Annotated in this window: 21 protein-coding genes; 4 read left to right on the forward strand and 17 right to left on the reverse strand. The window is 65.6% G+C overall.

The features are described 5' to 3' along the window. Window positions 1-2: 2 nt before the first annotated feature. The 14 genes from rpsG to LH407_RS05660 all read right to left on the reverse strand — a co-directional run bounded on the left by rpsG (window position 3) and on the right by LH407_RS05660 (window position 11,575). Window positions 3-473 carry a 30S ribosomal protein S7 gene (gene rpsG / locus LH407_RS05595; protein ID WP_322132280.1) on the reverse strand — a complete coding sequence of 157 codons (471 nt, stop codon included), beginning with the start codon at window positions 471-473 and terminating at the stop codon, window positions 3-5. After that, window positions 473-847 carry a 30S ribosomal protein S12 gene (rpsL, locus tag LH407_RS05600; RefSeq protein ID WP_322132279.1) on the reverse strand — a complete coding sequence of 125 codons (375 nt, stop codon included), beginning with the start codon at window positions 845-847 and terminating at the stop codon, window positions 473-475. The genes rpsG and rpsL overlap by 1 nt, the downstream gene beginning before the upstream one ends. Window positions 848-1,130: 283 nt before the next feature. After that, window positions 1,131-1,574, reverse strand: a complete 444-nt coding sequence (locus LH407_RS05605) for a DUF6121 family protein (protein WP_322132278.1) — start codon at window positions 1,572-1,574, stop codon at window positions 1,131-1,133. Beyond that, window positions 1,546-2,334 (reverse strand): hypothetical protein, encoded by a 789-nt coding sequence (locus tag LH407_RS05610; protein ID WP_322132277.1) that lies wholly within the window; start codon window positions 2,332-2,334, stop codon window positions 1,546-1,548. Before LH407_RS05610 ends, LH407_RS05605 begins: the two co-directional genes overlap by 29 nt. A 74-nt stretch (window positions 2,335-2,408) precedes the next feature. Beyond that, window positions 2,409-3,179: a type 4a pilus biogenesis protein PilO gene (gene pilO, locus LH407_RS05615; protein ID WP_322132276.1), complete on the reverse strand. Its 771-nt coding sequence runs from the start codon at window positions 3,177-3,179 to the stop codon at window positions 2,409-2,411. Then, the gene (locus LH407_RS05620) at window positions 3,176-3,865 is read right to left on the reverse strand and encodes a hypothetical protein (RefSeq protein WP_322132275.1); all 690 of its coding nucleotides are present in this window, start codon (window positions 3,863-3,865) and stop codon (window positions 3,176-3,178) included. The genes pilO and LH407_RS05620 overlap by 4 nt, the downstream gene beginning before the upstream one ends. After that, window positions 3,862-4,860 (reverse strand): type IV pilus assembly protein PilM, encoded by a 999-nt coding sequence (pilM, locus tag LH407_RS05625; protein WP_322132274.1) that lies wholly within the window; start codon window positions 4,858-4,860, stop codon window positions 3,862-3,864. The genes LH407_RS05620 and pilM overlap by 4 nt, the downstream gene beginning before the upstream one ends. After that, entirely contained in the window at window positions 4,853-5,686 is an 834-nt protein-coding gene (locus LH407_RS05630) for a prepilin peptidase (RefSeq protein WP_322132273.1), read from the reverse strand. Before LH407_RS05630 ends, pilM begins: the two co-directional genes overlap by 8 nt. Then, window positions 5,683-7,548 carry a hypothetical protein gene (locus LH407_RS05635; RefSeq protein WP_322132272.1) on the reverse strand — a complete coding sequence of 622 codons (1,866 nt, stop codon included), beginning with the start codon at window positions 7,546-7,548 and terminating at the stop codon, window positions 5,683-5,685. Before LH407_RS05635 ends, LH407_RS05630 begins: the two co-directional genes overlap by 4 nt. Then, window positions 7,542-8,132, reverse strand: coding sequence for a hypothetical protein (locus LH407_RS05640; RefSeq protein WP_322132271.1), 591 nt, complete (start codon window positions 8,130-8,132; stop codon window positions 7,542-7,544). The genes LH407_RS05635 and LH407_RS05640 overlap by 7 nt, the downstream gene beginning before the upstream one ends. After that, complete coding sequence (locus tag LH407_RS05645) at window positions 8,129-8,548, reverse strand: hypothetical protein (RefSeq protein ID WP_322132270.1); 420 nt, start codon at window positions 8,546-8,548, stop codon at window positions 8,129-8,131. Before LH407_RS05645 ends, LH407_RS05640 begins: the two co-directional genes overlap by 4 nt. A gap of 103 nt (window positions 8,549-8,651) precedes the next feature. Then, on the reverse strand, window positions 8,652-9,074 hold the full coding sequence (locus tag LH407_RS05650; protein WP_322132269.1) for a type IV pilin protein: 423 nt from the start codon (window positions 9,072-9,074) through the stop codon (window positions 8,652-8,654). 141 nt (window positions 9,075-9,215) lie between these two features. Further along, the gene (locus LH407_RS05655; protein ID WP_322132268.1) at window positions 9,216-10,460 is read right to left on the reverse strand and encodes a type II secretion system F family protein; all 1,245 of its coding nucleotides are present in this window, start codon (window positions 10,458-10,460) and stop codon (window positions 9,216-9,218) included. Further along, window positions 10,460-11,575 carry a type IV pilus twitching motility protein PilT gene (locus LH407_RS05660; RefSeq protein WP_322132267.1) on the reverse strand — a complete coding sequence of 372 codons (1,116 nt, stop codon included), beginning with the start codon at window positions 11,573-11,575 and terminating at the stop codon, window positions 10,460-10,462. The genes LH407_RS05655 and LH407_RS05660 overlap by 1 nt, the downstream gene beginning before the upstream one ends. On the opposite strand from LH407_RS05660, the gene LH407_RS05665 reads away from it, so the two are divergent. After that, the gene (locus LH407_RS05665; RefSeq protein WP_322132266.1) at window positions 11,574-11,873 is read left to right on the forward strand and encodes a hypothetical protein; all 300 of its coding nucleotides are present in this window, start codon (window positions 11,574-11,576) and stop codon (window positions 11,871-11,873) included. The genes LH407_RS05660 and LH407_RS05665 overlap by 2 nt on opposite strands. Before the next feature lie 118 nt (window positions 11,874-11,991). Here LH407_RS05665 and LH407_RS05670 read toward each other — a convergent pair whose 3' ends face one another. Both LH407_RS05670 and LH407_RS05675 read right to left on the reverse strand, forming a co-directional pair. Continuing rightward, on the reverse strand, window positions 11,992-13,659 hold the full coding sequence (locus tag LH407_RS05670) for a GspE/PulE family protein (protein WP_322132265.1): 1,668 nt from the start codon (window positions 13,657-13,659) through the stop codon (window positions 11,992-11,994). A 93-nt stretch (window positions 13,660-13,752) separates the two neighbouring features. Then, window positions 13,753-14,157 (reverse strand): hypothetical protein, encoded by a 405-nt coding sequence (locus tag LH407_RS05675; protein ID WP_322132264.1) that lies wholly within the window; start codon window positions 14,155-14,157, stop codon window positions 13,753-13,755. A 165-nt stretch (window positions 14,158-14,322) separates the two neighbouring features. On the opposite strand from LH407_RS05675, the gene LH407_RS05680 reads away from it, so the two are divergent. From LH407_RS05680 to LH407_RS05690, 3 genes are read left to right on the forward strand one after another with little or no spacing between them, the layout of a single operon-like run. Then, entirely contained in the window at window positions 14,323-14,976 is a 654-nt protein-coding gene (locus LH407_RS05680; RefSeq protein ID WP_322132263.1) for a response regulator transcription factor, read from the forward strand. Further along, a complete protein-coding gene (locus LH407_RS05685) occupies window positions 14,973-16,151 on the forward strand; it encodes a sensor histidine kinase (protein ID WP_322132262.1) in 1,179 nt (392 codons plus the stop codon). Before LH407_RS05680 ends, LH407_RS05685 begins: the two co-directional genes overlap by 4 nt. Then, a complete protein-coding gene (locus LH407_RS05690; protein ID WP_322132261.1) occupies window positions 16,148-17,146 on the forward strand; it encodes a hypothetical protein in 999 nt (332 codons plus the stop codon). The genes LH407_RS05685 and LH407_RS05690 overlap by 4 nt, the downstream gene beginning before the upstream one ends. 156 nt (window positions 17,147-17,302) lie before the next feature. Here LH407_RS05690 and LH407_RS05695 read toward each other — a convergent pair whose 3' ends face one another. Next, window positions 17,303-21,184, reverse strand: coding sequence for a DNA-directed RNA polymerase subunit beta' (locus tag LH407_RS05695; protein WP_322132260.1), 3,882 nt, complete (start codon window positions 21,182-21,184; stop codon window positions 17,303-17,305). Between the last annotated feature and the right edge of the window lie 6 nt (window positions 21,185-21,190).

Genomic DNA, 21,190 nt, shown 5'->3' on the forward strand with positions numbered 1-21,190 from the left:
TTTTACCAGCGGTAGTGCGCGAAGGCGCGGTTGCTCTCGGCCATCTTGTGGGTGTCCTCGCGGCGCTTGACCGCGGCACCGAGGCCGTTCGAGGCGTCGAGAATCTCGTTGGTGAGTCGCTCGGTCATCGTCTTCTCGCGGCGCGACTTGGCGTAGCTCGTGAGCCAGCGAAGGGCGAGGGTGTTGGCGCGGTGCGCCTTGACCTCAACCGGCACCTGGTACGTCGAGCCACCGACGCGGCGGGACTTGACCTCGAGGGTCGGGCGCACGTTGTCGAGCGCCTTCTTGAGCGTGACAACGGCATCCTGACCGGTCTTGGCAGAGACCTGCTCGAGTGCACCGTAAACGATGCGCTCGGCGAGGCCCTTCTTGCCGTCGAGGAGGATCTTGTTGACGAGCTGGCTGACGATGGGGGCGCCGTAGACGGGGTCTGCGACGACCGGGCGCTTGGGAGCTGGACCCTTACGAGGCATTACTTCTTCTCCATCTTCGCGCCGTAGCGGCTGCGAGCCTGCTTGCGGTTCTTGACTGCCTGGGTGTCGAGGGCGCCGCGGACGATCTTGTAACGAACGCCGGGGAGGTCCTTCACACGACCACCGCGAACGAGCACCATCGAGTGCTCCTGCAGGTTGTGGCCCTCGCCGGGAATGTAGGCGGTGACCTCGGTGCCGTTGGAGAGCTTGACACGGGCGACCTTGCGCAGAGCCGAGTTCGGCTTCTTGGGCGTGGTCGTGTAAACGCGGGTGCAAACGCCGCGCTGCTGCGGGTTGGAACGAAGGGCGGGAGCCTTGGTCTTGGTGACCTTCGGCGTACGTCCCTTGCGCACCAACTGCTGAATGGTGGGCACTACTTGACTCCTTGTAATTGCTGCACGGTGACAGCGGGTTGATGTTTGAGCATCCGACCCGGCGCGCACCGGCCCTGAGGGCCGTGGCTGCTGGGTATGCCGTGGGGGCCGCCCGGTGGGCGAATCCCGGTGATGTGGAGTGTCGTTCCCTATCGAGACCCGGGAGGGCACACGACATGGGCGCGACAAAGCGCACACCCGATCGAGAATAGCCCCAGCAAGCCCGCCGGTCAACTGATTCCGCTCCGGGCGGACGGGGCATCACCCGATATTCACGGGAGGTTCACATCGCGTCGCGGCCATCGCGCGCGATGGCCCATGCGCCGACAACAGCTCCTATCGAGAGTAGGGCAGCCGCGAGGGTGAACGGACTCAGTGCGAAATGGGCCGCCGAGACAACGACGGTCGCGATGGATGCCCGGATGAGGGAGTACCCGATGGCCCCCGCGATAACGATCGCGGCGAAGCATCCGATACCGGTCACGACGGCGCGACCCCACGGCCCGCGCAGGGCTGCAACCCCGCGGCATCCCGACCACGTCACGAGCCCTGCCGCCACCACCATGACGATTCCGAGATAGGGGCCAGCGTCCGGATAGTCAATGACGTCACGGTCGAGGCCGAGACTGAGGAAACCCGAGACGGCGATGACGGCCGCGAGATAGGTCACCGTCACGAGGACGGGAAGGAGTCTCGAATCAGGGCGCGGGGTATGCGGTGCGCTCATACTGCGCCTTGGTGTCGGCGACCTCACGTTCCCAGGCGGCGCGGGCCTCAACGTTGCGAGCCGTCACGCGGCGACCGCGGCGGGCGATGAGTGCTCCCGTCCACAGCGAAACCTCGCGGGCGAGCAGCGCGGCGGTGATGACGATCGGATCGACGAGACCGGCGGCGAACATCGCGGCCGCCTCCTCCGGGGTGCGGAGGATGACGTTGTTCGTGAGCATGACCGCACCGATGGTGCCGAAGTAGACGACGAGGGCCACGAGGATGCTGCCCAAAATGTAGGCCCACCAGTTTGCCCGATTCGCGAGAACCACGACCACGGCAAACCCGAGCAGGAAGAACAGCACCGGCAGGTAGATGGTTCCGTTGGCAAGGAAGTCGAAGGAGAACTCCCCCGTGCGCGACAGGTTGATGAAGGCGACGATCACGATGAAGACGACAAAAAAGATGAGCGCTGATGCCGCGGCGATCGCGATTCCGACACCCCGGTTGCCCTTCCTCGCGGGAGGCGGAGGAGTGTGGACGTACACGTACTGGGGTTCGGGCGCCACGACGGGCTCGGGCTGCTGCGGTGCGACCGGCTCGGGCTCCTGAACCGCAACCGGCTCGGGCTGCGGCTCAACGACGGTGGGGGGCACCGTCACCGGGGGTGCGGTCGCCTCGGGCGGCGAGACGAGAGGTGTCTCCTCGACGACGACCGCGTCTTCGATGACCTCGGTCTTCTTCGTTCGCGGCTTCGGCGGTGGCGTCGTCTCGCTCATGCGGTCAGCCTAGCAACGGGACGCACCCCGACGTCAGGGGGATGACGAGGGGGTGCGCCCGGCTACGGCCCGCCCTAGGTGGCGGGAGCTTCTGTGGGAGACGGCTCCTCCGTGTCGGGAGTGAGCACGCCGGTGTCATCGGTGAGCACGTAGGCGTAGCCGGAGATCGTCGCGCGGGGTGGCTCCCCCGAATCGATCGTGAACGCGGTCACGACAAACGTTCTGTTCATGGACTGCAGCGCCCTGGCCATGGCGATCATCTGATCCTGCGCGCCGGAGACCTGGATCTCGACGGGTATGACGATGAACCGGTCGGGCGGCAGCAGCGCGAGATCCCCGGGGTCGACGGCGACAACTCCCCCGGCGGGGTCGACGGCGGGATCAGTGGCGGCTGCCGGTTCTTCGGTGGCGGCATCCGAACCCTCGGCGGTTGAGTCGGTGCCCGAGTCGGTGGCCTCCGCCGGGGCAGCGGCCGAATCGGCCGGAGCATTGACGGCAGGCACGAAGCCGACGGCATCCGATGCCTTGATCGCCACGAGCGCGACACCGCTCGCGGTGGCCGCGTTGCCGACCTCGCGAATCAGCTCCGGCATGGCCTCTCTCGGCGGGAGTGCGCTCACGAGGCCGTCGAGGTCCGCGCGCAGCTGCCCGATGTTCTCGTACTCATTCCGCAAGTCAGCGAGGGTCGCCTCGTGGCCCGCATTCTGCTCCGCCACGGCGGCGCGGTCGTCGTCATTGGCCCCGGCCTGGGCGAGAACCGGAGACACGGCGGCGAACCAGCCGAGTACGAGGATCGCCGCGATCGCGATCGAGCCGGCGATAATCCAGATCCGTCGAGCACTCATTCGCTGACCTCACCTTCGGCGACAACGAGGGCGTCCTTATCCACATAGATCACGAGATTCGACGTGAACACTCCCTCGTTCTCACCCGTATCGACGAGCAACACCTCCGCAGCGCCAACGACGTTGGTTGACAGAGACTCGATGAGAGCCGCGGAATCGATGGGCGAACCACTCGAGAACGACGCCTTCACGGCGGCGATGCGTGGCCCCTGCAGAGGCACGGTGGGCTGAGGGAACGGCGTCGTGGGTGTCACCGACTGGATATCCACGGTCACGAGCGACATACCGGCGGGCTGGGATGCGACAACCTGACCGAGGAGGTTCGTCCAGTCGACCTCGGTCGACGTGCCAACGCGCTCCGCGGCCTCGCTCGCCGTCACCCGGGATTGGATGTGCCGCACCTCGATGAACTCCTGCTGCTGCGCCAGGAGGTCGAGTGTGCGCTCCTGCTCTGCGGCGAGCGCCAACGACGTCTGCATCACGCGAAGTGTGGCGAAGGCGTAACCACCACCCACCACCACGATGGCGAGGATCGCAAGGAGCAGGATCGTCGACCGGGTGGACCGCATCTTGCGTTGTTCGTGAACCTCCGGCGGGAGCAGGTCGACCCGGGGAACCGCAGCGACGAAGGCGGGGGCATCCGGGGCCGCGGACGGCTTGCGGGTGAGGACTCGTGTGCCGCTCATGCTGCCGTACTCCCCTTCGCGAGGCTGAGCGCCACCGTCATCCGGGTATCGCTCGCTGGGTCTGCCACCTGCGCGGGCAACTGGGTCATCTCGCTGAGGGCGTTCACGAACCCGCGCAGCTGTGCGCCGCCGCCGGTGACGACAACCCGTGAGATCGCGGTGCCGCGAGAGCTCACGAAGTAGTTGAGTGTGTTGCGAAGCCCCGTGAGGAGTTGGCCGGCCTCGGTCACGATGATGTCGGCGACCGCTCGCTGGTCCGCTTCGACGGGGCCGAGCGGGATGCCGAGCACCACCTTGGCGCGCTCCGCCTGCTCGTGAGTGAACTCGGCGCGCTCGACGAGTGCGCGAGTGACATCCTCACCGCCCGCGGGGATGATGCGCACGAACTGGGGAACACCCCCGGTCGCGATCGTGACGCTCGTGGTGGTCGCGCCGACGTCGATGTAGCCGACCGTTTCGCGACCGCCCGAGTCGGCGAGGAGTCGTGTGAGCGAGAACGGGATGAGGTCGACCCCCACTGTCTCGAGCCCTGCCGTTCGCACCGCGGAAACGTTGGCGAGCACCACATCTTTGAGGGCGGCGATCAGCAGCCCGTTGACGACCGCGCCGTTCTCGCCCATGCCGTGCGAGATCGGGTAGAAGTCGAGAATGGCGCCCGCAGACGGCACCGGCAGAAGGTCCTGCGCTTGGAAGGGCAGCGTCTCGCGGATCTGATCGAGAGGCATCGATGGCACGGTGAGATCACGAGCGAGCACACGGCTGTTGCCCATCCCGAGCACCACACGCTTGGTCTTGAAACCTCCCGTGCTCCACAGTCGCTTGAGCGCGGATGCGACGGTGTGCACCTCACGCACCTCGCCGTCGACGATCGCCGTGTCGGGAACCGTCACCTCCGCCGAGCGCACAACACGCCCCGACGTACCCACCGGGTTATCGACCTCCACCGCGCGGATTGCGCGATGACCGAAGTCCACCCCCACCACTCTTTTAGCCACCAGCTCCCCCTGCCAGTCCGATGATGTGTGCGTAGCCCTGCCAGAGGGCGTCGCCGAAGAAGATCCCGATCCACGCGCCGGCGAGCATCCACGGTCCGAACGGCACCGACGAACGCCGACCGACGCGCCGCGCGATGAGAAGAACGAGTGCGAACACCCCACCGAGCACAAAGGCCGCGAACGCGCCGACAACGAGCGCCGGCCATCCGACCCAGGCCGTTGCCAGGCCGAGAAGTGCCGCGAGCTTCACGTCACCCATACCCATGCCGCCGCGCGAGACGAGCGCGAGCGCGAGATAAAAGAGGAAGAGGGCAGCGCCCCCGACGAGCGCACGGATGATCGCGCCGGGGTCACCGCGCAGGGCTGCTGCGACCGCGAGCAGGACCGCGATGGTGACGAGTGCAGGCACAACGATGCGATTCGGCAGCGTCGAGGTGTCCAGGTCGATGAGGGCGAGCGAGACACTCACCGCGGCGAGCGCGAGGAACGCAACGAGAACGACCACGTCACTCGCGACACCGAGCGCCGTGGTGGCGGTCGGGAAAAACACGAACGCCACGGGAACAAAAAACAACGCGGTGCCGAGCTCGACGAGCGGGTACCGCGGCGAGATCGCGGTACCGCAATCCCGGCAGCGACCGCGCAGAATCAGCCACGAAAGCACGGGCACGTTATCGATGGCCCGGATGCCCGCGCCACAGTTCGGGCAGGCGCTCGGCGGATTCACAACCGAAAGCCGACGTGGCACGCGATATACAACAACGTTGAGGAAGGAGCCGATGAGGGAACCGAGGAGGCCCGCTGCGACAAGTGCGACGCCCATCATCCGATGTCGTATCTGCTCGTGATGACCGCTGACGTGCTCGACGATCCGGACGTCTGGCCGGGGATCTCGACACCCGGCACGGTCATGATGGCGCGCTTGATGAGGAGGCCCGAATCGTAGCTGCCGCTACCCGAGTAGATCTGGCCGTCCATGCTGTCCTGCTTGTTCTTGATCTGGACGAGGCACGGTGTGTAGAGGAAGATGCGCGTCGAGTTGCTCACGAGGAGCTTTTGGAAGTAGAGGGTCGGGCCGCCGGAGCATGTGGGCGAGAGTTGCCCGGGTGCGCCGGTCGGATCCGGCTGGCTCCAGGTGACTCCCGGCGAGTCGGAGGGGGCGATGACCATAAAGGTCCACGGGCCACCGGACGACGAGATTCTGGTGTCGTTCTCCCAGTTGACGCCGCGTGGGGCCATGATCGCGAGGTCACCCTTAAGCGTGAGGGAGAGGTTGTTTCCCGGCAGCTTGTCTGTGCACGGCATCTGAAGGAGAAGCTTCGTTCCCGATGAGTAGTTGCCGATGATCTTGGTGAGTTCGGTCTGCATGGCGTTCCCGCTCGCGCACGCATCAGCGGGAACCACGGGCTTGACCCATCCGCTCCAATGTTGGGCGATCGCGGTGGAGGTCGACAGGATCTGCGGGAAACCCTGTCGTGGCGGCTTGTTGACGGACACCACTTGCGCCCGGGTTCCGAGGTTGGTCGAGCCCGACGGTGTGAAGCTCGCCCGCGGGTTGGACACCATGGGCAGAACCGACGGAGCGGTGCATTTGGTCCAATAAGTGCTGTCCACCGTTTGGCTGCACGTGTTGGATTTGTTGATGTTGTTCTGGGCATTCGAACTCGAGATCGAGCCGTAGACACTCACCTGTCCGGTGACCTTCGAGCCCAGCATCGTGAGGCCGCCATTGAGCGAGACGACCCCGGCTGGCCGGGGAGTCTCGTCGTTGTTGGGGAGCGTGACGCCATTGCGGGCGTAGAGCGAGCCGGCAATGGGCGATCCGTTGCTCGCGAGGTTGATTGCCCCGTTGAGAGACCACACCGATCCACACACGTTCGTCGAGCTACCGCTTCCGCAGTTCGAGTTCGACTTGTTGGTGGTGCTTACGTCCCCGTTAGCGACGACGTTGCCGAGGATGCGGGCCTTGTTGATGGCCGCGGAACCCGCCGCATACACATCACCGGCGATGCGGACATCCGACTGCCGTAGGTCGACATTGCCACCCGCCCAGAGGGAGTCCAGTGCCTGGCACGTGTTCTCGATGGTGATGTTGCCCCGCGCAATCATCTCCCCCTCGATGCGGTTCTGAGTCATACACGTCAGGTTCCCGTTCGTGTAGACGTCTCCGTCCAAAACCCCCGGAGCCGACCCCTGCACGAGCGAGTCGTTGGTGAGAACGAGGCTCGACTCGGTGAACACGGCTTGGTCGAGGAGAGCCCCCGACGTTGCGAGAGTAATGGTCGCCTTCGCGCCGATGCGGTGAGTGTTCGAGCCGATCGCGGCGTACCCGGTCGAGTCGATCGTGGCCGTGGCGGGGCTTCCGGATGCCGAGGTGCTGCACGACAGTGTGGTTCCCGTCGCGCTCACATAGGTGATGGTGACGAGGAACGCCGGGTCGGACGAACGCTGATCGCCCTGACACGGGAAGTACCCGCGGTTGAACTCGCCGAGCGCCCACTCGATACCCGCCTCGGCCGACGCCTTCGACTGCACGCTCGACCGCGAAGTGACGGTGATGCTACTCGCGGCGACGAGCGACGTGCCGATCGCGGTGACAACAACGATGGAGATCGCGGCGAGGGCCACAACTGTGACGAGGGCCGCGCCCTGGTCGTCGCGCCGGAGCGCGCGGAGAAGCCTCAACATGTGGCCGGCCCCGTTCCTGATGTCGTCGGTAAGGTTTGCTTGCTGATGCGGTTGGTCACGAGCGCGGGGGCGCCGTCGCCCTCCGCTTGAGCTTCGATGGCGAGACTCACCGTTCCGCCGTTGACGGTGAACGCGGCTGTGGCGCCGGGGGCCGTGCGGACGCGCTCCGCAATGAGCGACCATCCGCTCAGGCCCGACGGCGACAGGCTTGTTGGGGCCGCGATCGCCGCGGTAGAGGTGCGGTGATACACGTCCCCCGCAGGCGTAATGAGCCACGATTGGCATTGCCACGTCGCGGTTCCGGCGGCCGCGAAGGTGCCGGTGCGGGTGACCAGGCGCTGGCCGATGGCCGTCGCCGCCGGTGCGCTGACGGTGGATGCCGTGCGCACACCCTTCTCGATGGATGCCGCCACCACTTGCGCTCGGCTCGTGGCGCTCGCCATCGCGGTGAGGTCGCGCTGGCTCGTGAGAGCCGTGATGAGCAGAGACCCCGCGATTGCGGTGATGACAACGAGGAGCATGACGTAGACGAGGAGCTCGGCCAGGCTCATGCCGGAGTCGCGGACGAGGAAGGGTTCGCTCATGGTTCCACGAACACAATCGTTGAAGCGCTCGTGACCACTCGACCCGACGTCGAGTCCAGGATCGAAATGGTCATCTTCTCGGAGCCGGTCTGAGCGGCGTTCGAGGGGCACGCGAACGTGCGCGAGACGGTGAGAGTGACGTTGCGCTCGGTGTCCACGACACGATCGAGGGTAGTGTCCGCGCGGTTCTTGAACGTCGTGAGACCAGCGCAGTTACGAGTCGAGAGCTGTCGGAGCTGGTCGAACTGCTGGTCGAGGAGCTGAGTCGCCGTAGCGAGGGTCGTGTTGGTGCGGGTCGTGCCGTAGCTGTTGATGAGGAAGGGAAGGAAGGCTATCGCGATGAGCGCGATGAGGAACATGGAGACGACGATCTCGATGAGCCCGAGGCCGGACTCGTCGTCAATGATGTGGTTCATGCTCCCCTCCCCCCAGAGTCGCTGAGCTGTGTGCTGCTGTTTGTGGTGCTGGAGCGGCGGATGCCGGTTCGGGCCGGGCATCCGCCGCTCGCTGTGGTGCTATCTAGCCCGCGGCAGTGGTGCAGGCGGTCTCCGTAGTCTGCTCACCCTCGGTCGACGTGGAATCGGTCGTCTTGAAGACGCGTCCTCCGTCGAAGCTCGCGCTAATGCAGAAGGCCTCGCCAGCGGCGAAGTAGTCGAAATCGACCTCTTCGCTAGGAACGAAACCGGAGTCCTCGATCGCCTCCGGCAGTTCGCCGGTGGCCGTGTAGTGCGCCACCACGGCGGTCTTGGCGTCGGTCACCGTCGTCTTGGCAGTGTTGTCGCGAGCGGTCGCCTGGACGTTGATAAAGATCGGGATCGCAATTGCGGCGAGCACGCCGATGATCAGAACGACGATGAGGAGCTCGATGAGCGTGAAGCCCTTCTCCCCCTGGCTGACACGATTGCGAAGGGCGGAGAGCCGCTGGTTGAGTGCAGTAAACATTGATGGATTCCTGTTCCTTGATGACATGGACAGGAGGTGTGTATTCCCCCTACGACATACATTGCGGGGTACAAGCCGGACGCAAAATCCCTTGAATGGGGGTGATTTACGGAAATGGCGACCCCAGTTTTGGGGTACAAATCACGCGCCCTGGACTTCGCCGATGATGCCGAACATCGGCATGTAGAGCGCCACGATCATTCCGCCGATCACAATGCCCAGGAAGGCAATCATGAGGGGTTCGATGAGCGCGGTGAGCTGGTCGGTCATCGCCTCGACTTCGCTGTCGTAAAAGACCGCGATCTTCTCGAGCATGGGCTCGAGGGCACCGGCATCCTCGCCGACGGCCATCATCTGCGTGACCATGGCGGGAAACACGGGTTCCGACAAAAGCGGAGCCGCAACGGTGCCACCGGTACGAACGGACTCCTGCACACGCAGCAGCGCCTTCTGGATGACCATGTTTCCACTCGTCTCCCCCACGATGGAGAGTGACCGCAGAATGGGCACACCGGATCCGATCATGGTGGAGAAGTTGCGCGCGAACCTGGCGATCGCGATCTTGGCGGTCAGGGTTCCAAAGACGGGCAGTTTGAGTTTGATGGGGTCCACGACCTCGCGCACGGATTCCTTGTGTTTGTTCCGCGACCACCAGATCGAGAACGCCACGATGAGCACGGCGAGGGTCGGCGCGAGCCAGACCATCGCGCCCGAGAGTGTCACCAGGATTTGCGTCGGGAGGGGCAGTTGACCGCCTAGGTCGCCGTACATCTTCGCGAAGACCGGAACGATAAACGCGAGCATGAGGATGACACCGACGATCGCCATCACGAGAACGATCACCGGATAGGTGAGCGCCGCCTTGACCTTATTGCGCAGCGCCACCTCCTTCTCGAAGTTCATCGCGATCGCATCGGTCGACTTCTCGAGGAATCCGCCCGTCTCTCCCGCGCGGATGAGGTTGATCATGAGCGGCGGGAACACCCGCTCGTGGCGCGCGAACGAGTCGGAGAGCGAGTTGCCGCGCTCCACGTCCGACCGCACCTCACCGAGGGTCTTCGCGAGCTTTTTGTTTTCGGTTTGCGAGGCGAGGATGTTGAGGGTCTGAAGAATCGAGAGTCCGGCCGAGATCATCGTCGACATCTGACGGCTCATGATGGCGAGGTCCTTGAGGCCGACACCGCGCTCGAAGCCGGCGAGTGTGATCTCGGTCTGCAGCCCGGTGCCGGTGCCGACCTCACGGATGCTGAGCGGTGCAACCCCCATTCCCGCGAGCCGCGCGATGACGGCGGACTCCGAGCCTGCCTCGACACGGCCCTTGACGACCTTGCCTTTGCCGTCTCGCGCGCGGTACTCGTAGGTGCGGGCCGCGGTTGCGGTACTCATCAGCGACCTCCCGAGAACGCGTCGCCGAAGTCGATGCCCGCATCGCTGATGGGCTGACGCGACTCCGGGCGCTGCACGAGTCGAGCGAAGCCCTCGGCGTCGTGCACCTTCTCGAGGGCCGCGCGGTGAGTAATCCTGCCCGAGTTCACAAGATCGGCGAGGTGCTGATCCATGGTCTGCATCCCCATTCCGCGACCAGCCTGTAACGCGGTAGGGATCTGGTACGTCTTGCCCTCGCGGACGAGGTTGGCGATGGCCGGTGTCATGAAGAGGATTTCGGTGGCCACGACGCGACCCGTTCCGCTCGCGTGCTTGACGAGCGTCTGGCACATCACGCCCTGCAGGGTTGCCGCGAGCTGCGTTCGGATCTGACCCTGCTGGTGGGGTGGGAAGACATCGATGATGCGATCGACGGTCTGCGGGGCATCCTGCGTGTGCAGGGTCGCGAACACGAGGTGACCTGTCTCAGCCGCGGTGAGGGCGGTCGAGATCGTCTCGAGGTCGCGGAGCTCACCGATGAGGATGACATCGGGGTCTTGGCGCAGTACGTGTTTGAGGGCATCCGCGAAGCTGTGCGTGTCCTGGCCGACCTCGCGCTGGTTCACGAGCGAACGCTGGTTGGAGTGCACAAACTCGATCGGGTCCTCGACCGTCATGATGTGGTCGGATCGCGTGCGATTGACGAGATCGATGAGCGCGGCGAGTGTCGTCGACTTGCCGGAACCCGTGGGCCCGGTGACAAGTACGAGGCCGCGCGGAAGTTTCGCGAACTCGCCGACCACCTCGGGCACACCGAGATCCTTGAGCTGTTTGACCTCGGTCGGGATGAGACGGAATGCCCCACCGATCGCGCCGCGCTGCTGGTAAAAGTTCACACGGAAGCGCGCATTGGCCGACACCGAGTACGCGAAGTCGAGCTCGAGGCGGTCCTCGAAGCGCTCGCGCTGCTCGACACTCATGATGCTGTAGAGCGCGTCGGTGACCTTGTGCCGCGGCCACGGCTCCGCGCCGTTCACGGGTCGCAGCGAACCGTCGATGCGGATCATCGGAGGTGTGTTGACCGAGACGTGGAGGTCGGATGCCCCGTTCAGGAGCACCTCCTGAAGCGCTGCCATGAGGTCCGGATCCCCCCGGAGCGCTGAGGTCTGGGTCGTGCTCGTGGGCGCCGCTGGCGGAGGGAACGCCGCCGTCGCGGGCGGAGAGAAGGCGGGTGCCGCTGGCGGGAACGTCGGTGTGGCGCCCGTGTGCGGCATCGTGGGCACGGCACCGGTTGGCGCTGCCGGGAACGTGGGGGTGGCTCCGGTTGCCGGGGCAGGCGGAGCCATCATCGGCGGCACGGCGTTCGATGGCACACCTGCGGGCGGCACACTCGGCGGCGGAGCCGACGCGAGCGGGTTTACCGGAACCTGCTGAGTGGTTGGGGGCGGGCCATAGGTGTTGGGGTCGGTCGGCGGCGCGCCGGGGGGCGCAACCGGCGGCGAGTTGCGCAGGCCCTGGTTGACAGGGATCTCGTAGATCGGTTTATTCACGGTCAGGCCACCACTCTCAAAATTTCCTCGATGGACGTGAGTCCGAGTTGCGCTTTCGCCCAGCCGTCCTGGCGGAGCGTCTGCATGCCCTGATGGATCGCCATACGGGCGATCTCCGCGCTTGACGCGCGCGCAACGGCAAGCCGCTCGATCTCCTCGGTGACGGTCATGACCTCGTGGAGCGCCAAACGACCGCGGTATCCGGTGTTCGAGCAGCTCGCGCATCCGACCGGCCGGAACAACTGCCCCATGGGCTGACCCGCCTGATAACCGAAGCCGAGACCGGCGATCTCATTGACATCGGGCTGATAGGGCTGCCTGCAGCGTTCGCACAGGCGACGCGCAAGACGCTGGGCGACCACGCAGTCCAGCGCCGAGCCGACCAGGAACGGCTCGATGTCCATCTCGGTGAGACGGGTGACAGCGCTCGGGGCGTCGTTCGTGTGCAGGGTCGACAGCACGAGGTGGCCGGTGAGCGAAGCCTCGATGGCGATCTGTGCTGTCTCGTGGTCGCGAATCTCACCGAGGAGCACAACATCGGGATCGGAGCGCAGGATGCTGCGCAGAGCGCTCGCGAACGTGAGGCCCGCCTTGGGGTTGACCTGAACCTGGTTGATGCCCGCCATCCGGTACTCGACGGGATCCTCGACCGTGATGACGTTGATCTCCGGCCGCGCGACGGCGTGGAGGGTCGTGTACAGGGTCGTCGATTTGCCCGATCCGGTCGGACCGGTGACGAGGATCATGCCGTACGGCTTGGAGTACGACCTGCGGTACGCCTCGAAGTTGTGGGGCAGCAGGGCGAGGTCGGCCATGTCCATGCTCGACGAGTTGTTGTCGAGGATTCGCATGACGACCTTCTCCCCCCACACCGTGGGGAGGGTCGCGACACGAAGGTCGATCTTGCGACCACCGTGGCTCACCGACATCCGGCCATCCTGCGGTCGGCGTCGCTCGGCGATGTCGATGTCGGCCATGATCTTCAGTCGCGAGATGACACCGTTCTGAATGTTCTTGGGCGCGCGCTGCATCTCGTGCATAACGCCGTCGATGCGATAACGAACCCCCATGTCGAACTCGCCGGGCTCGATGTGGATGTCCGATGCGAGGTCTTGGATGCCCTGGCTGATGAGCAGGTTCACAAAACGCACGATGGGTGCGTCATCCTCGCGCGCCTCGACGACCCCCTGCTGGCGCACGAGTTCGGCGGCCGAGGCTGCCGCCTCTTCTTCGATGGCAGACGAGAGGCTGCTGAGTTCGCCATCGGCCCGGATGTAGCGGTCAAGCGCCGCGCGAAGGTCGCTGAGTTCTGCGACCACACACTTGACGGGCTGACCGGCGAGCGCTCGCACGTCGTCGATCGCGAGGATGTTGCTGGGGTCGGCGATCGCGAGGATCAGGTATCCCCCGGCGAACCCCACCGGCAGCACGTCGTGGCGGCGGCACAGCGCGGGTGGCACGATGCCGACGGCTCGCGCATCGACGGGATAGTCGAGCAGCTCGACAAACGGCATGCCGGCCTGCGCTGCACGCGCGGCAGCAAGCTGGGCCGGAGAGATGCGGCCCCGATCCATGAGGTCGGCGACGAGGGCGTCGTCATCGAGCCCGATATCGATGCTCTCGATGGGCATGATTCCGTGCAGGATCAGAATCTCGGCTAGAGACGCCACGTTTACACCTCCCCCAGCGAAAAGCGGCTTCTCTAGCTAATCGTGGGGTGTGCGCACTGTCACCCCCGTAACCGGGGGACGCTCGACGCGACGCTAGAGCGCGACGCGGGGAAGGATCGCGTCGACAGCTCGCGAGACGAAGGCCTCGATTCGGGGTTCGACGCAGTGGGTGAGGATCTCCCCGAGGTCGTCGCGCTGCTTGCGCACGGTGTCGGTCACGTATCGGGCGACGGCGCCGGCGCCGCTCCCGTAACCGGGGATCGAGCGATCCTGGAGGGTGTCCTGGATGTCGACGGCTGCGGCATCCAGAGTCGATGCGAGGTGGTGCATGAGGTCGTGCGGCCATGCTGACAGGTCGAGAACGCGCGCCACGAGCGAGGAAGAACAGGTCGTGCAGAGGTGGGCAGACCCCTGCCCTGGAGGCTGCCACTCGGCAGCGGCTTCAGACCAGCTCGCCAGAATCGTGGCGAGGAAGTCGTCGATTGCAAGGCGATTCACGGTGCGACTCCGTTTTCTCGGGTGCTTCATGCTCGCAAGGGACAGAACGGTATATCAGTCGTCGCTTTCCATGACACCCGTTCGGGGGACAGCGGTACCCCATGTTTCTGCATGGAACCCGGATTCGTGGCATCCTCGAAATTGCTGGGCTTTGTGGAGGACAGGATGACGAACGACGCGCCACCGCCGCTTCGTGTTGCCCACGTCGACGATCACGAGACAGTCAGGCTGGGATTCGCCTCCCTTCTCGGCGATGTAGACGACATCGAACTCGTCGCCTCCGCCACGAGCGTCGACGATGTTCTGCCGCTCGTTGCGGACCTCGATCTTGTTGTCCTCGATATCAGGCTCTCCGACGGCTCGACGGTCGCGCGCAATCTCGCCGTGTTGCAGGATGCCGGCGCTCGGGTACTGGCCTTCACCGCGGCCGACAACGCCAACGAAGTGCGTGCCGCCTCCCGCGGTGGGGTACTCGGGATCGTGCGCAAGTCCGATTCGCGCGACGCCATCATCGACGCCGTCCGAAACGCGGCCCGCGGATTGACCGTGGCCACAACAGAGTGGGCCGCGGCCCTCGACGCGGACGGGACATTCTCGGCTGGTCTCAGCCCGAAAGAGCGTGAAGTACTCGCTCTGTACGCGTCGGGCGAGAAGTCCGTGACCGTCGCCAACCGCGCCGGTCTGTCGGCGGGGACGGTAGCCGAATACGTGCGCCGAATCCGCACCAAGTACGCGATCGCCGGACGGCCTGCACACACCAAGGTTGACCTCTACAAGCGGGCCGTCGAAGACGGGATCCTGCCCTCCCCCGAATCGTGATCCCGACCACAGAGAGCAGGCGCGCCGAGGAACAGGTCGCCCGCACCATCACCGTCGTCATCGCCGCAGGAGCCCTCCTGCTCGGCACGATCTCGCTCGGTCCGATCGTGGGCGGGACGGCGTACCTCGCGCCCTGGTACACACCGCTCGCACTCGGAATCGTGTTCGGCGGCTACGGGGTACTGCTCGTCACCGTGTTCCTGGTGCCCTTGAGAGGCATCCGTATCGCCCACGGCGTCTACGCGATCGCGTTCCTCGTGGCGCAACTCGCGCTCGTCTTCGCCGTTGGCCCCGAATCCTTGCCCACCGAGCTTCCGCCGTGGGTGCTCGAGATGCCCGCCATCGGCACCGCGTGTGCCGCGCTGGCCTGGCGCCCCAGCATCGCCTGGGGCTACCTCCTCGCGACCTCGATCCTCGAGGCTCCTCTTCGCTGGGTGGCCCACGGTCTGGACGACTGGGACATCGGGGTCAAATACGCTCTGCTGACGGTAATCCTCGCCGGCCTCTTTACGGCGCTGGCTATCGCGGCCATGCGAAACGCGGCCGCCGTCGACACCGCAACCCAGACCCTACGCGAGGCGGCCGCTCGCTCCGCGGCCGCGACGGCCCGCGCACAGGAGCAGGCCAGGCTCGACGCACTCGTGCACGACGAGGTCATGAACACGCTGTACTACGCATCACGCGATGACCCGCGACTGGAGGATTCCGTGCGACGCCAGGCCCGCGCTGCGCTCGACGAGCTGGAGGTGCTGCGCGGCGGTCGCGAAGAAACGCCCACGGGGGTGCGAGTCGACGAGTTCGTGTCACGCCTGAGATCGGTTGTGCTCGAGGCATCCATCGACGCTCGATTCGAGGCGAGCTTCGAGCGCGTCCGCGACGTACCCAGTTATGTGGCCGCGGCATTCGCCGAAGCCACCTCGGAGGCCGTGCGCAACAGCCTCTCGCACGCGCCGGACGCGACACTCTCTGTTGTCGTCAGCGCACGGGATCGTGGCATCGTGGCGCGAATCGCCGATGACGGCCCCGGTTTCGACGCCTCGGATGTCGCGCCTCATCGTCTCGGCATCGCCGTCAGCATCCGCGGAAGGATGGCTGCCGTCCCTGGCGGAGCGTCGCGCGTGGAATCGTCGCGCGGACGCGGCACCCTGGTTGTGCTCGAGTGGAGCGACTCGTGAGCGCGGGGGGCGTCGACAAGGTCGACTTCACGGGTCGGGGAACCCACATCCTCCTGTGGGCCTACATCGTCGCGAGCGGGATCCTCGCGGTGTGGAGCATGGACGAGATCTCCACGCCGTGGCCGACTGTTCTCGGCCTCGGTGTGCTTGTTGTCATCGGCATCCTTCTGACCGCCGACACGGCGACCCCCGTGCGCCTCTCGACCGCACTGATCTCGGCAGTGGCGTGGACGATCGTCGCGCTGGCGAGCACCTGGTACATCGTTGTGCCCGGCGGCCACGCCCAGTGGTATTACGGCGCCGGCACGGTAACGATGTTTTTCCTCGCGCTGCGCGGGCGCCTCGGTATCGCTTGGCTCGGCTTCGGTGCCCAGTCCGCGGTGATCGTTGTGTGGGGTCTCACAACGGATGTCGGCCTCATCGTCTCGCTTTTCCTCATCGGCAAGCAGCTCGCGATCTTGCTCGTCGGCACCCTCTTCACGGTGGGGCTCCGACGAGCGGATGCCACGCTCCGCCGCCTCGCGGAGCAGACCTCCGCACGCGCCATGCTGGAGGCCGCCGGCCTGGCCAGCACCGCGGAGCGCAACGAACGGCTACAGGAGCTGGACGCGCTCGCAACGCCGCTCCTCGCGCGCATCGTCGACGGCGGGCCCCTCACACCCGAGGACAGGGTCGAGTTTGCGGTGGCCGAAGCGGAGCTCCGCGACGGCCTCCGGGCGCGCGCACTGGCCAGTGCCGACGTGGTTGCGGCGGCACGCGCAGCCCGGAGGCGCGGAGTAGAAGTTGTGCTTCTCGATGACCGCAACCCCGAGGCCCTCGACGATGCGACGCTGCGCGCCGTGATGGCCGACATCGTTCAGGCACTGGATGCCGCGACCGCGGGACGCGTTGTCGCGCGACTGCTCCCGCCGGGCCGCGACGCCGCCGCCACGATCCTGAGCGACACGGGAACGCGGCAGGAGCATCACGGGGTGCCCTACGCGGGGCATCCGTAGGGACAACGCACTCCAGGCATCCGTAAGGCAGCACAACGGCCCCGCCACCCGAAGGTGACGAGGCCGTTGTGGTTGGTGCTAGAGGTTTCGACTGGCCGCCCGGTAGGGGCGGCCGCTCAACCTGATCAGGCGCGGGGCTTGCGCCCCGCGCGCGGATCAGTTGTAGGTGCCGGGCGTGAAGTCGTCCGAACTGAAGCTGTCGAAGTCGACGAAGCTCAAGTCGGCCTCGCTCACACCGAGGTCGTCCGCGAAGATGCGGTTCGGGTAACGCTCGGCCCGAGCCTCCTCGGTCGCCTCGACGGAGACGTCGCGGTAGCGCGCCAGACCGGTACCGGCCGGGATGAGCTTTCCGATGATGACGTTCTCCTTGAGACCCATGAGCGGATCGGACTTGCCCTCCATGGCGGCCTGCGTGAGAACGCGGGTCGTCTCCTGGAAGGACGCGGCCGACAGCCACGACTCGGTCGCCAGCGACGCCTTGGTGATACCCATGACCTCCTGACGTGCCGACGCGGTCTTCTTGCCCTCGGTCAGCGATGCGCGGTTGATCTCGTTGTACTTCTGGCGGTCGACGAGCTCACCGGGGAGCAGGTCGGTGTCGCCGTGGTCGACAACGGTCACCTTGCGCAGCATCTGACGAACGATGACCTCGATGTGCTTGTCGTGAATCGGCACACCCTGCGAGCGGTAGACGCCCTGCACACCGTCCACGAGGTGCTGCTGCACCGCACGGACACCCTTGACGCGAAGAACTTCCTTCGGGTCCAGGTTTCCGACGTGGAACTGCTGGCCGAGCTCGACGTGCTGACCGTCCTCGACGAGGAGGGTTGCACGGCGCAGCACCGGGTACGCGATCGGCTCATCGCCGTTGTCGGGCGTGAGGATGATCTTGCGGGTGCGGTCGCCGTCCTCGATTGAGATGCGGCCAGCCGCCTCCGCGATCGGGGAAGCCGACTTCGGGGTGCGAGCCTCGAAGAGCTCGGTCACACGGGGCAGACCCTGGGTGATGTCATCCGCCGATGCCACACCACCGGTGTGGAAGGTACGCATCGTGAGCTGGGTTCCCGGCTCACCGATGGACTGAGCGGCGATGATACCGACGGCCTCACCGATGTCGACGAGCAGACCGGTCGCGAGCGAACGGCCGTAGCACGCGGCACACACACCGACAGCGGACTCACACGTGAGCACCGAGCGCACCTTGATGTTGTGCACACCGGCGGCAAGGAGCGTGTCGAGGAGCACGTCGCCCACGTCGGACCCGGCAGGAGCGATGACCTCCCCCTTGTCGTTCACGGCGTCGGCAGCGAGGCTACGCGCGTAGACCGAGTTCTCGACGTTTGCCGCGAGAGCCCAGGTGCCGTCGGCACCCTGCTCGGCGATCGGCATGTCGAGACCCTTCGAGGTGCCGCAGTCGTCCTCACGGATGATGACGTCCTGCGAGACATCGACGAGACGACGCGTGAGGTAACCCGAGTCGGCGGTACGGAGTGCGGTGTCGGCGAGACCCTTACGTGCACCGTGGGTCGAGATGAAGTACTCGGCCACGGTGAGGCCCTCCTTGTAGGAGTGCACGATCGGGCGGGGGATGATCTCACCCTTCGGGTTCGACACGAGACCACGCATACCGGCGATCTGGCGCACCTGCATCCAGTTACCACGTGCACCGGACGACACCATGCGGTTGATGTTGTTGTTGGTGGCGAAGTTGTCCTGCATCGCGGTGGCGACCTCGGCGGTTGCCTTGTTCCAGATCTCGATGAGCTCCTGACGACGCTCGGCGTCGGTGGTCAGACCCTTGTCGTACTGGGCCTGGACACTTGCGGCCTGCTTCTCGTACTTCGCGATGATCTCCGGCTTCGACGGAGGGGTCACGATGTCGGAGAGCGCGACGGTCACACCCGAGCGGGTTGCCCAGTGGAAACCTGCGTCCTTGATGCGGTCGAGTGCTGCTGCGACCTCCACCTTCGGGTAGCGCTCGGCGAGATCGTTGACGATCGCCGAGATCTGACCCTTGTCGGCCACGGCCTCCACGTAGGGGTAGTCCTCGGGAAGAGCCTCGTTGAAGAGCGCGCGACCGAGGGTGGTCGTGAGCAGGAACGTCTTGCCCTGCACGAAGCCCTCGGGAGCGGTGCCCTCGGCGAAGTGCAGGCCGTCGAGACGGATGCGCACGGTCGCGTTGAGGTCGAGCGTGTGCTGGTCGTGCGCAAGGATCGCCTCGGCGATCGACGCGAACGCACGGCCCTCACCCGTCGCACCCTCCTTGACCGTGGTCAGGTGGTGCAGACCGATGATCATGTCCTGCGTCGGCAGGGTCACGGGGCGACCGTCCGACGGCTTCAGGATGTTGTTCGACGCGAGCATGAGCACGCGGGCCTCGGCCTGAGCCTCGACCGACAGCGGAAGGTGCACGGCCATCTGGTCACCGTCGAAGTCAGCGTTGAACGCCGCACACACGAGCGGGTGGAGCTGGATGGCCTTGCCCTCGACGAGCTGCGGCTCGAAGGCCTGGATGCCGAGGCGGTGCAGGGTAGGTGCGCGGTTGAGCAGCACGGGGCGCTCACGGATGATCTCCTCGAGCACATCCCACACCTGCGGGCGCGAACGCTCGACCATACGCTTGGCGCTCTTGATGTTCTGAGCGTGGCTGAGGTCGATGAGGCGCTTGATCACAAACGGCTTGAACAGCTCGAGTGCCATCTGCTTGGGCAGACCACACTGGTGAAGCTTGAGCTGCGGGCCGACGATGATGACCGAACGGCCGGAGTAGTCGACGCGCTTTCCGAGCAGGTTCTGGCGGAAGCGACCCTGCTTTCCCTTGAGCATGTCGCTCAGGGACTTGAGGGCGCGGTTGCCGGTACCGGTGACGGGGCGACCACGACGACCGTTGTCGAACAGGGCGTCAACGGCCTCCTGCAGCATGCGCTTCTCGTTGTTGACGATGATCTCGGGTGCACCGAGGTCGAGCAGGCGGCGGAGGCGGTTGTTGCGGTTGATCACACGACGGTAGAGGTCGTTGAGGTCGGAGGTCGCGAAGCGGCCACCGTCGAGCTGGACCATCGGGCGCAGCTCCGGCGGGATGACCGGGACGACCTCGAGCACCATGGCGGCCGGCGAGTTGCCGGTCTGGAGGAACGAGTTGACCACACGGAGGCGCTTGATGGCGCGGATCTTCTTCTGACCCTTACCGGTAGCGATCTCGTCGTGAAGCTTCTCGCTCTCGGCGGTCAGGTCGAAGTCCTGCAGGCGCTTCTGGATGGCCTCGGCGCCCATGTGGGCCTCGAAGTACATGCCGAAGCGGTCCTGCAGCTCCTGGAAGACCGAGTCCTCGGGCTTCAGGTCGCCGACCTTGAGGTTGCGGAAGTCCTCCCACACGCGCTCGAGCTGAGCGATCTGCTCGTCGAAGGCCTTGCGGGTCTGGCTCATCTCCTTCTCGGCGCCGTCCTTGGTGCGACGCTTCTGGTCGGCCTTGGCACCCTCCGCCTCCAGGGCCGCGAGGTCCTCTTCGAGCTTGGAGAGGCGCTCCGCGATACGGGTGTCGCGCTGGCCCTCGAGCGTCTTGATCTCGAGACGGATCTCGTTCTCGAGGCCGGGCAGGTCGTCGTGACGACCCTGCTCGTCCACCGAAATGATCATGTAGGCAGCGAAGTAGATGACCTTCTCGAGGTCCTTCGGTGCCATGTCGAGGAGGTAACCGAGACGGCTCGGAACACCCTTGAAGTACCAGATGTGGGTAACGGGGGCAGCGAGCTCGATGTGGCCCATGCGCTCGCGGCGGACGGAGGACTTGGTGACCTCCACGCCGCAGCGCTCGCACACGATGCCCTTGAAGCGGACTCGCTTGTACTTACCGCACGAGCACTCCCAGTCGCGGGACGGGCCGAAGATCTGCTCTCCGAAGAGACCGTCCTTCTCCGGCTTGAGCGTGCGGTAGTTGATGGTTTCAGGCTTCTTGACCTCGCCGTGCGACCACTTACGGATGTCGTCCGCTGTAGCCAGGCCGATCTTGATCTCGTCAAACGCGTGAACGTCGAGCAATTTATC

The sequence above is a fragment of the Antiquaquibacter oligotrophicus genome, assembly GCF_020535405.1.
Taxonomy (GTDB): domain Bacteria; phylum Actinomycetota; class Actinomycetes; order Actinomycetales; family Microbacteriaceae; genus Rhodoglobus; species Rhodoglobus oligotrophicus.

Bases quoted from the DNA above. Each gene is read 5' to 3' on its own strand.
- rpsG (WP_322132280.1), bottom strand. From the start codon at position 473: ATGCCTCGTAAGGGTCCAGCTCCCAAGCGCCCGGTCGTCGCAGACCCC.
- LH407_RS05605 (WP_322132278.1), bottom strand. From the start codon at position 1,574: ATGAGCGCACCGCATACCCCGCGCCCTGATTCGAGACTCCTTCCCGTC.
- LH407_RS05610 (WP_322132277.1), bottom strand. From the start codon at position 2,334: ATGAGCGAGACGACGCCACCGCCGAAGCCGCGAACGAAGAAGACCGAG.
- pilO (WP_322132276.1), bottom strand. From the start codon at position 3,179: ATGAGTGCTCGACGGATCTGGATTATCGCCGGCTCGATCGCGATCGCG.
- LH407_RS05620 (WP_322132275.1), bottom strand. From the start codon at position 3,865: ATGAGCGGCACACGAGTCCTCACCCGCAAGCCGTCCGCGGCCCCGGAT.
- LH407_RS05630 (WP_322132273.1), bottom strand. From the start codon at position 5,686: ATGATGGGCGTCGCACTTGTCGCAGCGGGCCTCCTCGGTTCCCTCATC.
- LH407_RS05635 (WP_322132272.1), bottom strand. From the start codon at position 7,548: ATGTTGAGGCTTCTCCGCGCGCTCCGGCGCGACGACCAGGGCGCGGCC.
- LH407_RS05640 (WP_322132271.1), bottom strand. From the start codon at position 8,132: ATGAGCGAACCCTTCCTCGTCCGCGACTCCGGCATGAGCCTGGCCGAG.
- LH407_RS05645 (WP_322132270.1), bottom strand. From the start codon at position 8,548: ATGAACCACATCATTGACGACGAGTCCGGCCTCGGGCTCATCGAGATC.
- LH407_RS05650 (WP_322132269.1), bottom strand. From the start codon at position 9,074: ATGTTTACTGCACTCAACCAGCGGCTCTCCGCCCTTCGCAATCGTGTC.
- LH407_RS05655 (WP_322132268.1), bottom strand. From the start codon at position 10,460: ATGAGTACCGCAACCGCGGCCCGCACCTACGAGTACCGCGCGCGAGAC.
- LH407_RS05665 (WP_322132266.1), top strand. From the start codon at position 11,574: ATGAGGTCCGGATCCCCCCGGAGCGCTGAGGTCTGGGTCGTGCTCGTG.
- LH407_RS05660 (WP_322132267.1), bottom strand. From the start codon at position 11,575: ATGGCAGCGCTTCAGGAGGTGCTCCTGAACGGGGCATCCGACCTCCAC.
- LH407_RS05680 (WP_322132263.1), top strand. From the start codon at position 14,323: ATGACGAACGACGCGCCACCGCCGCTTCGTGTTGCCCACGTCGACGAT.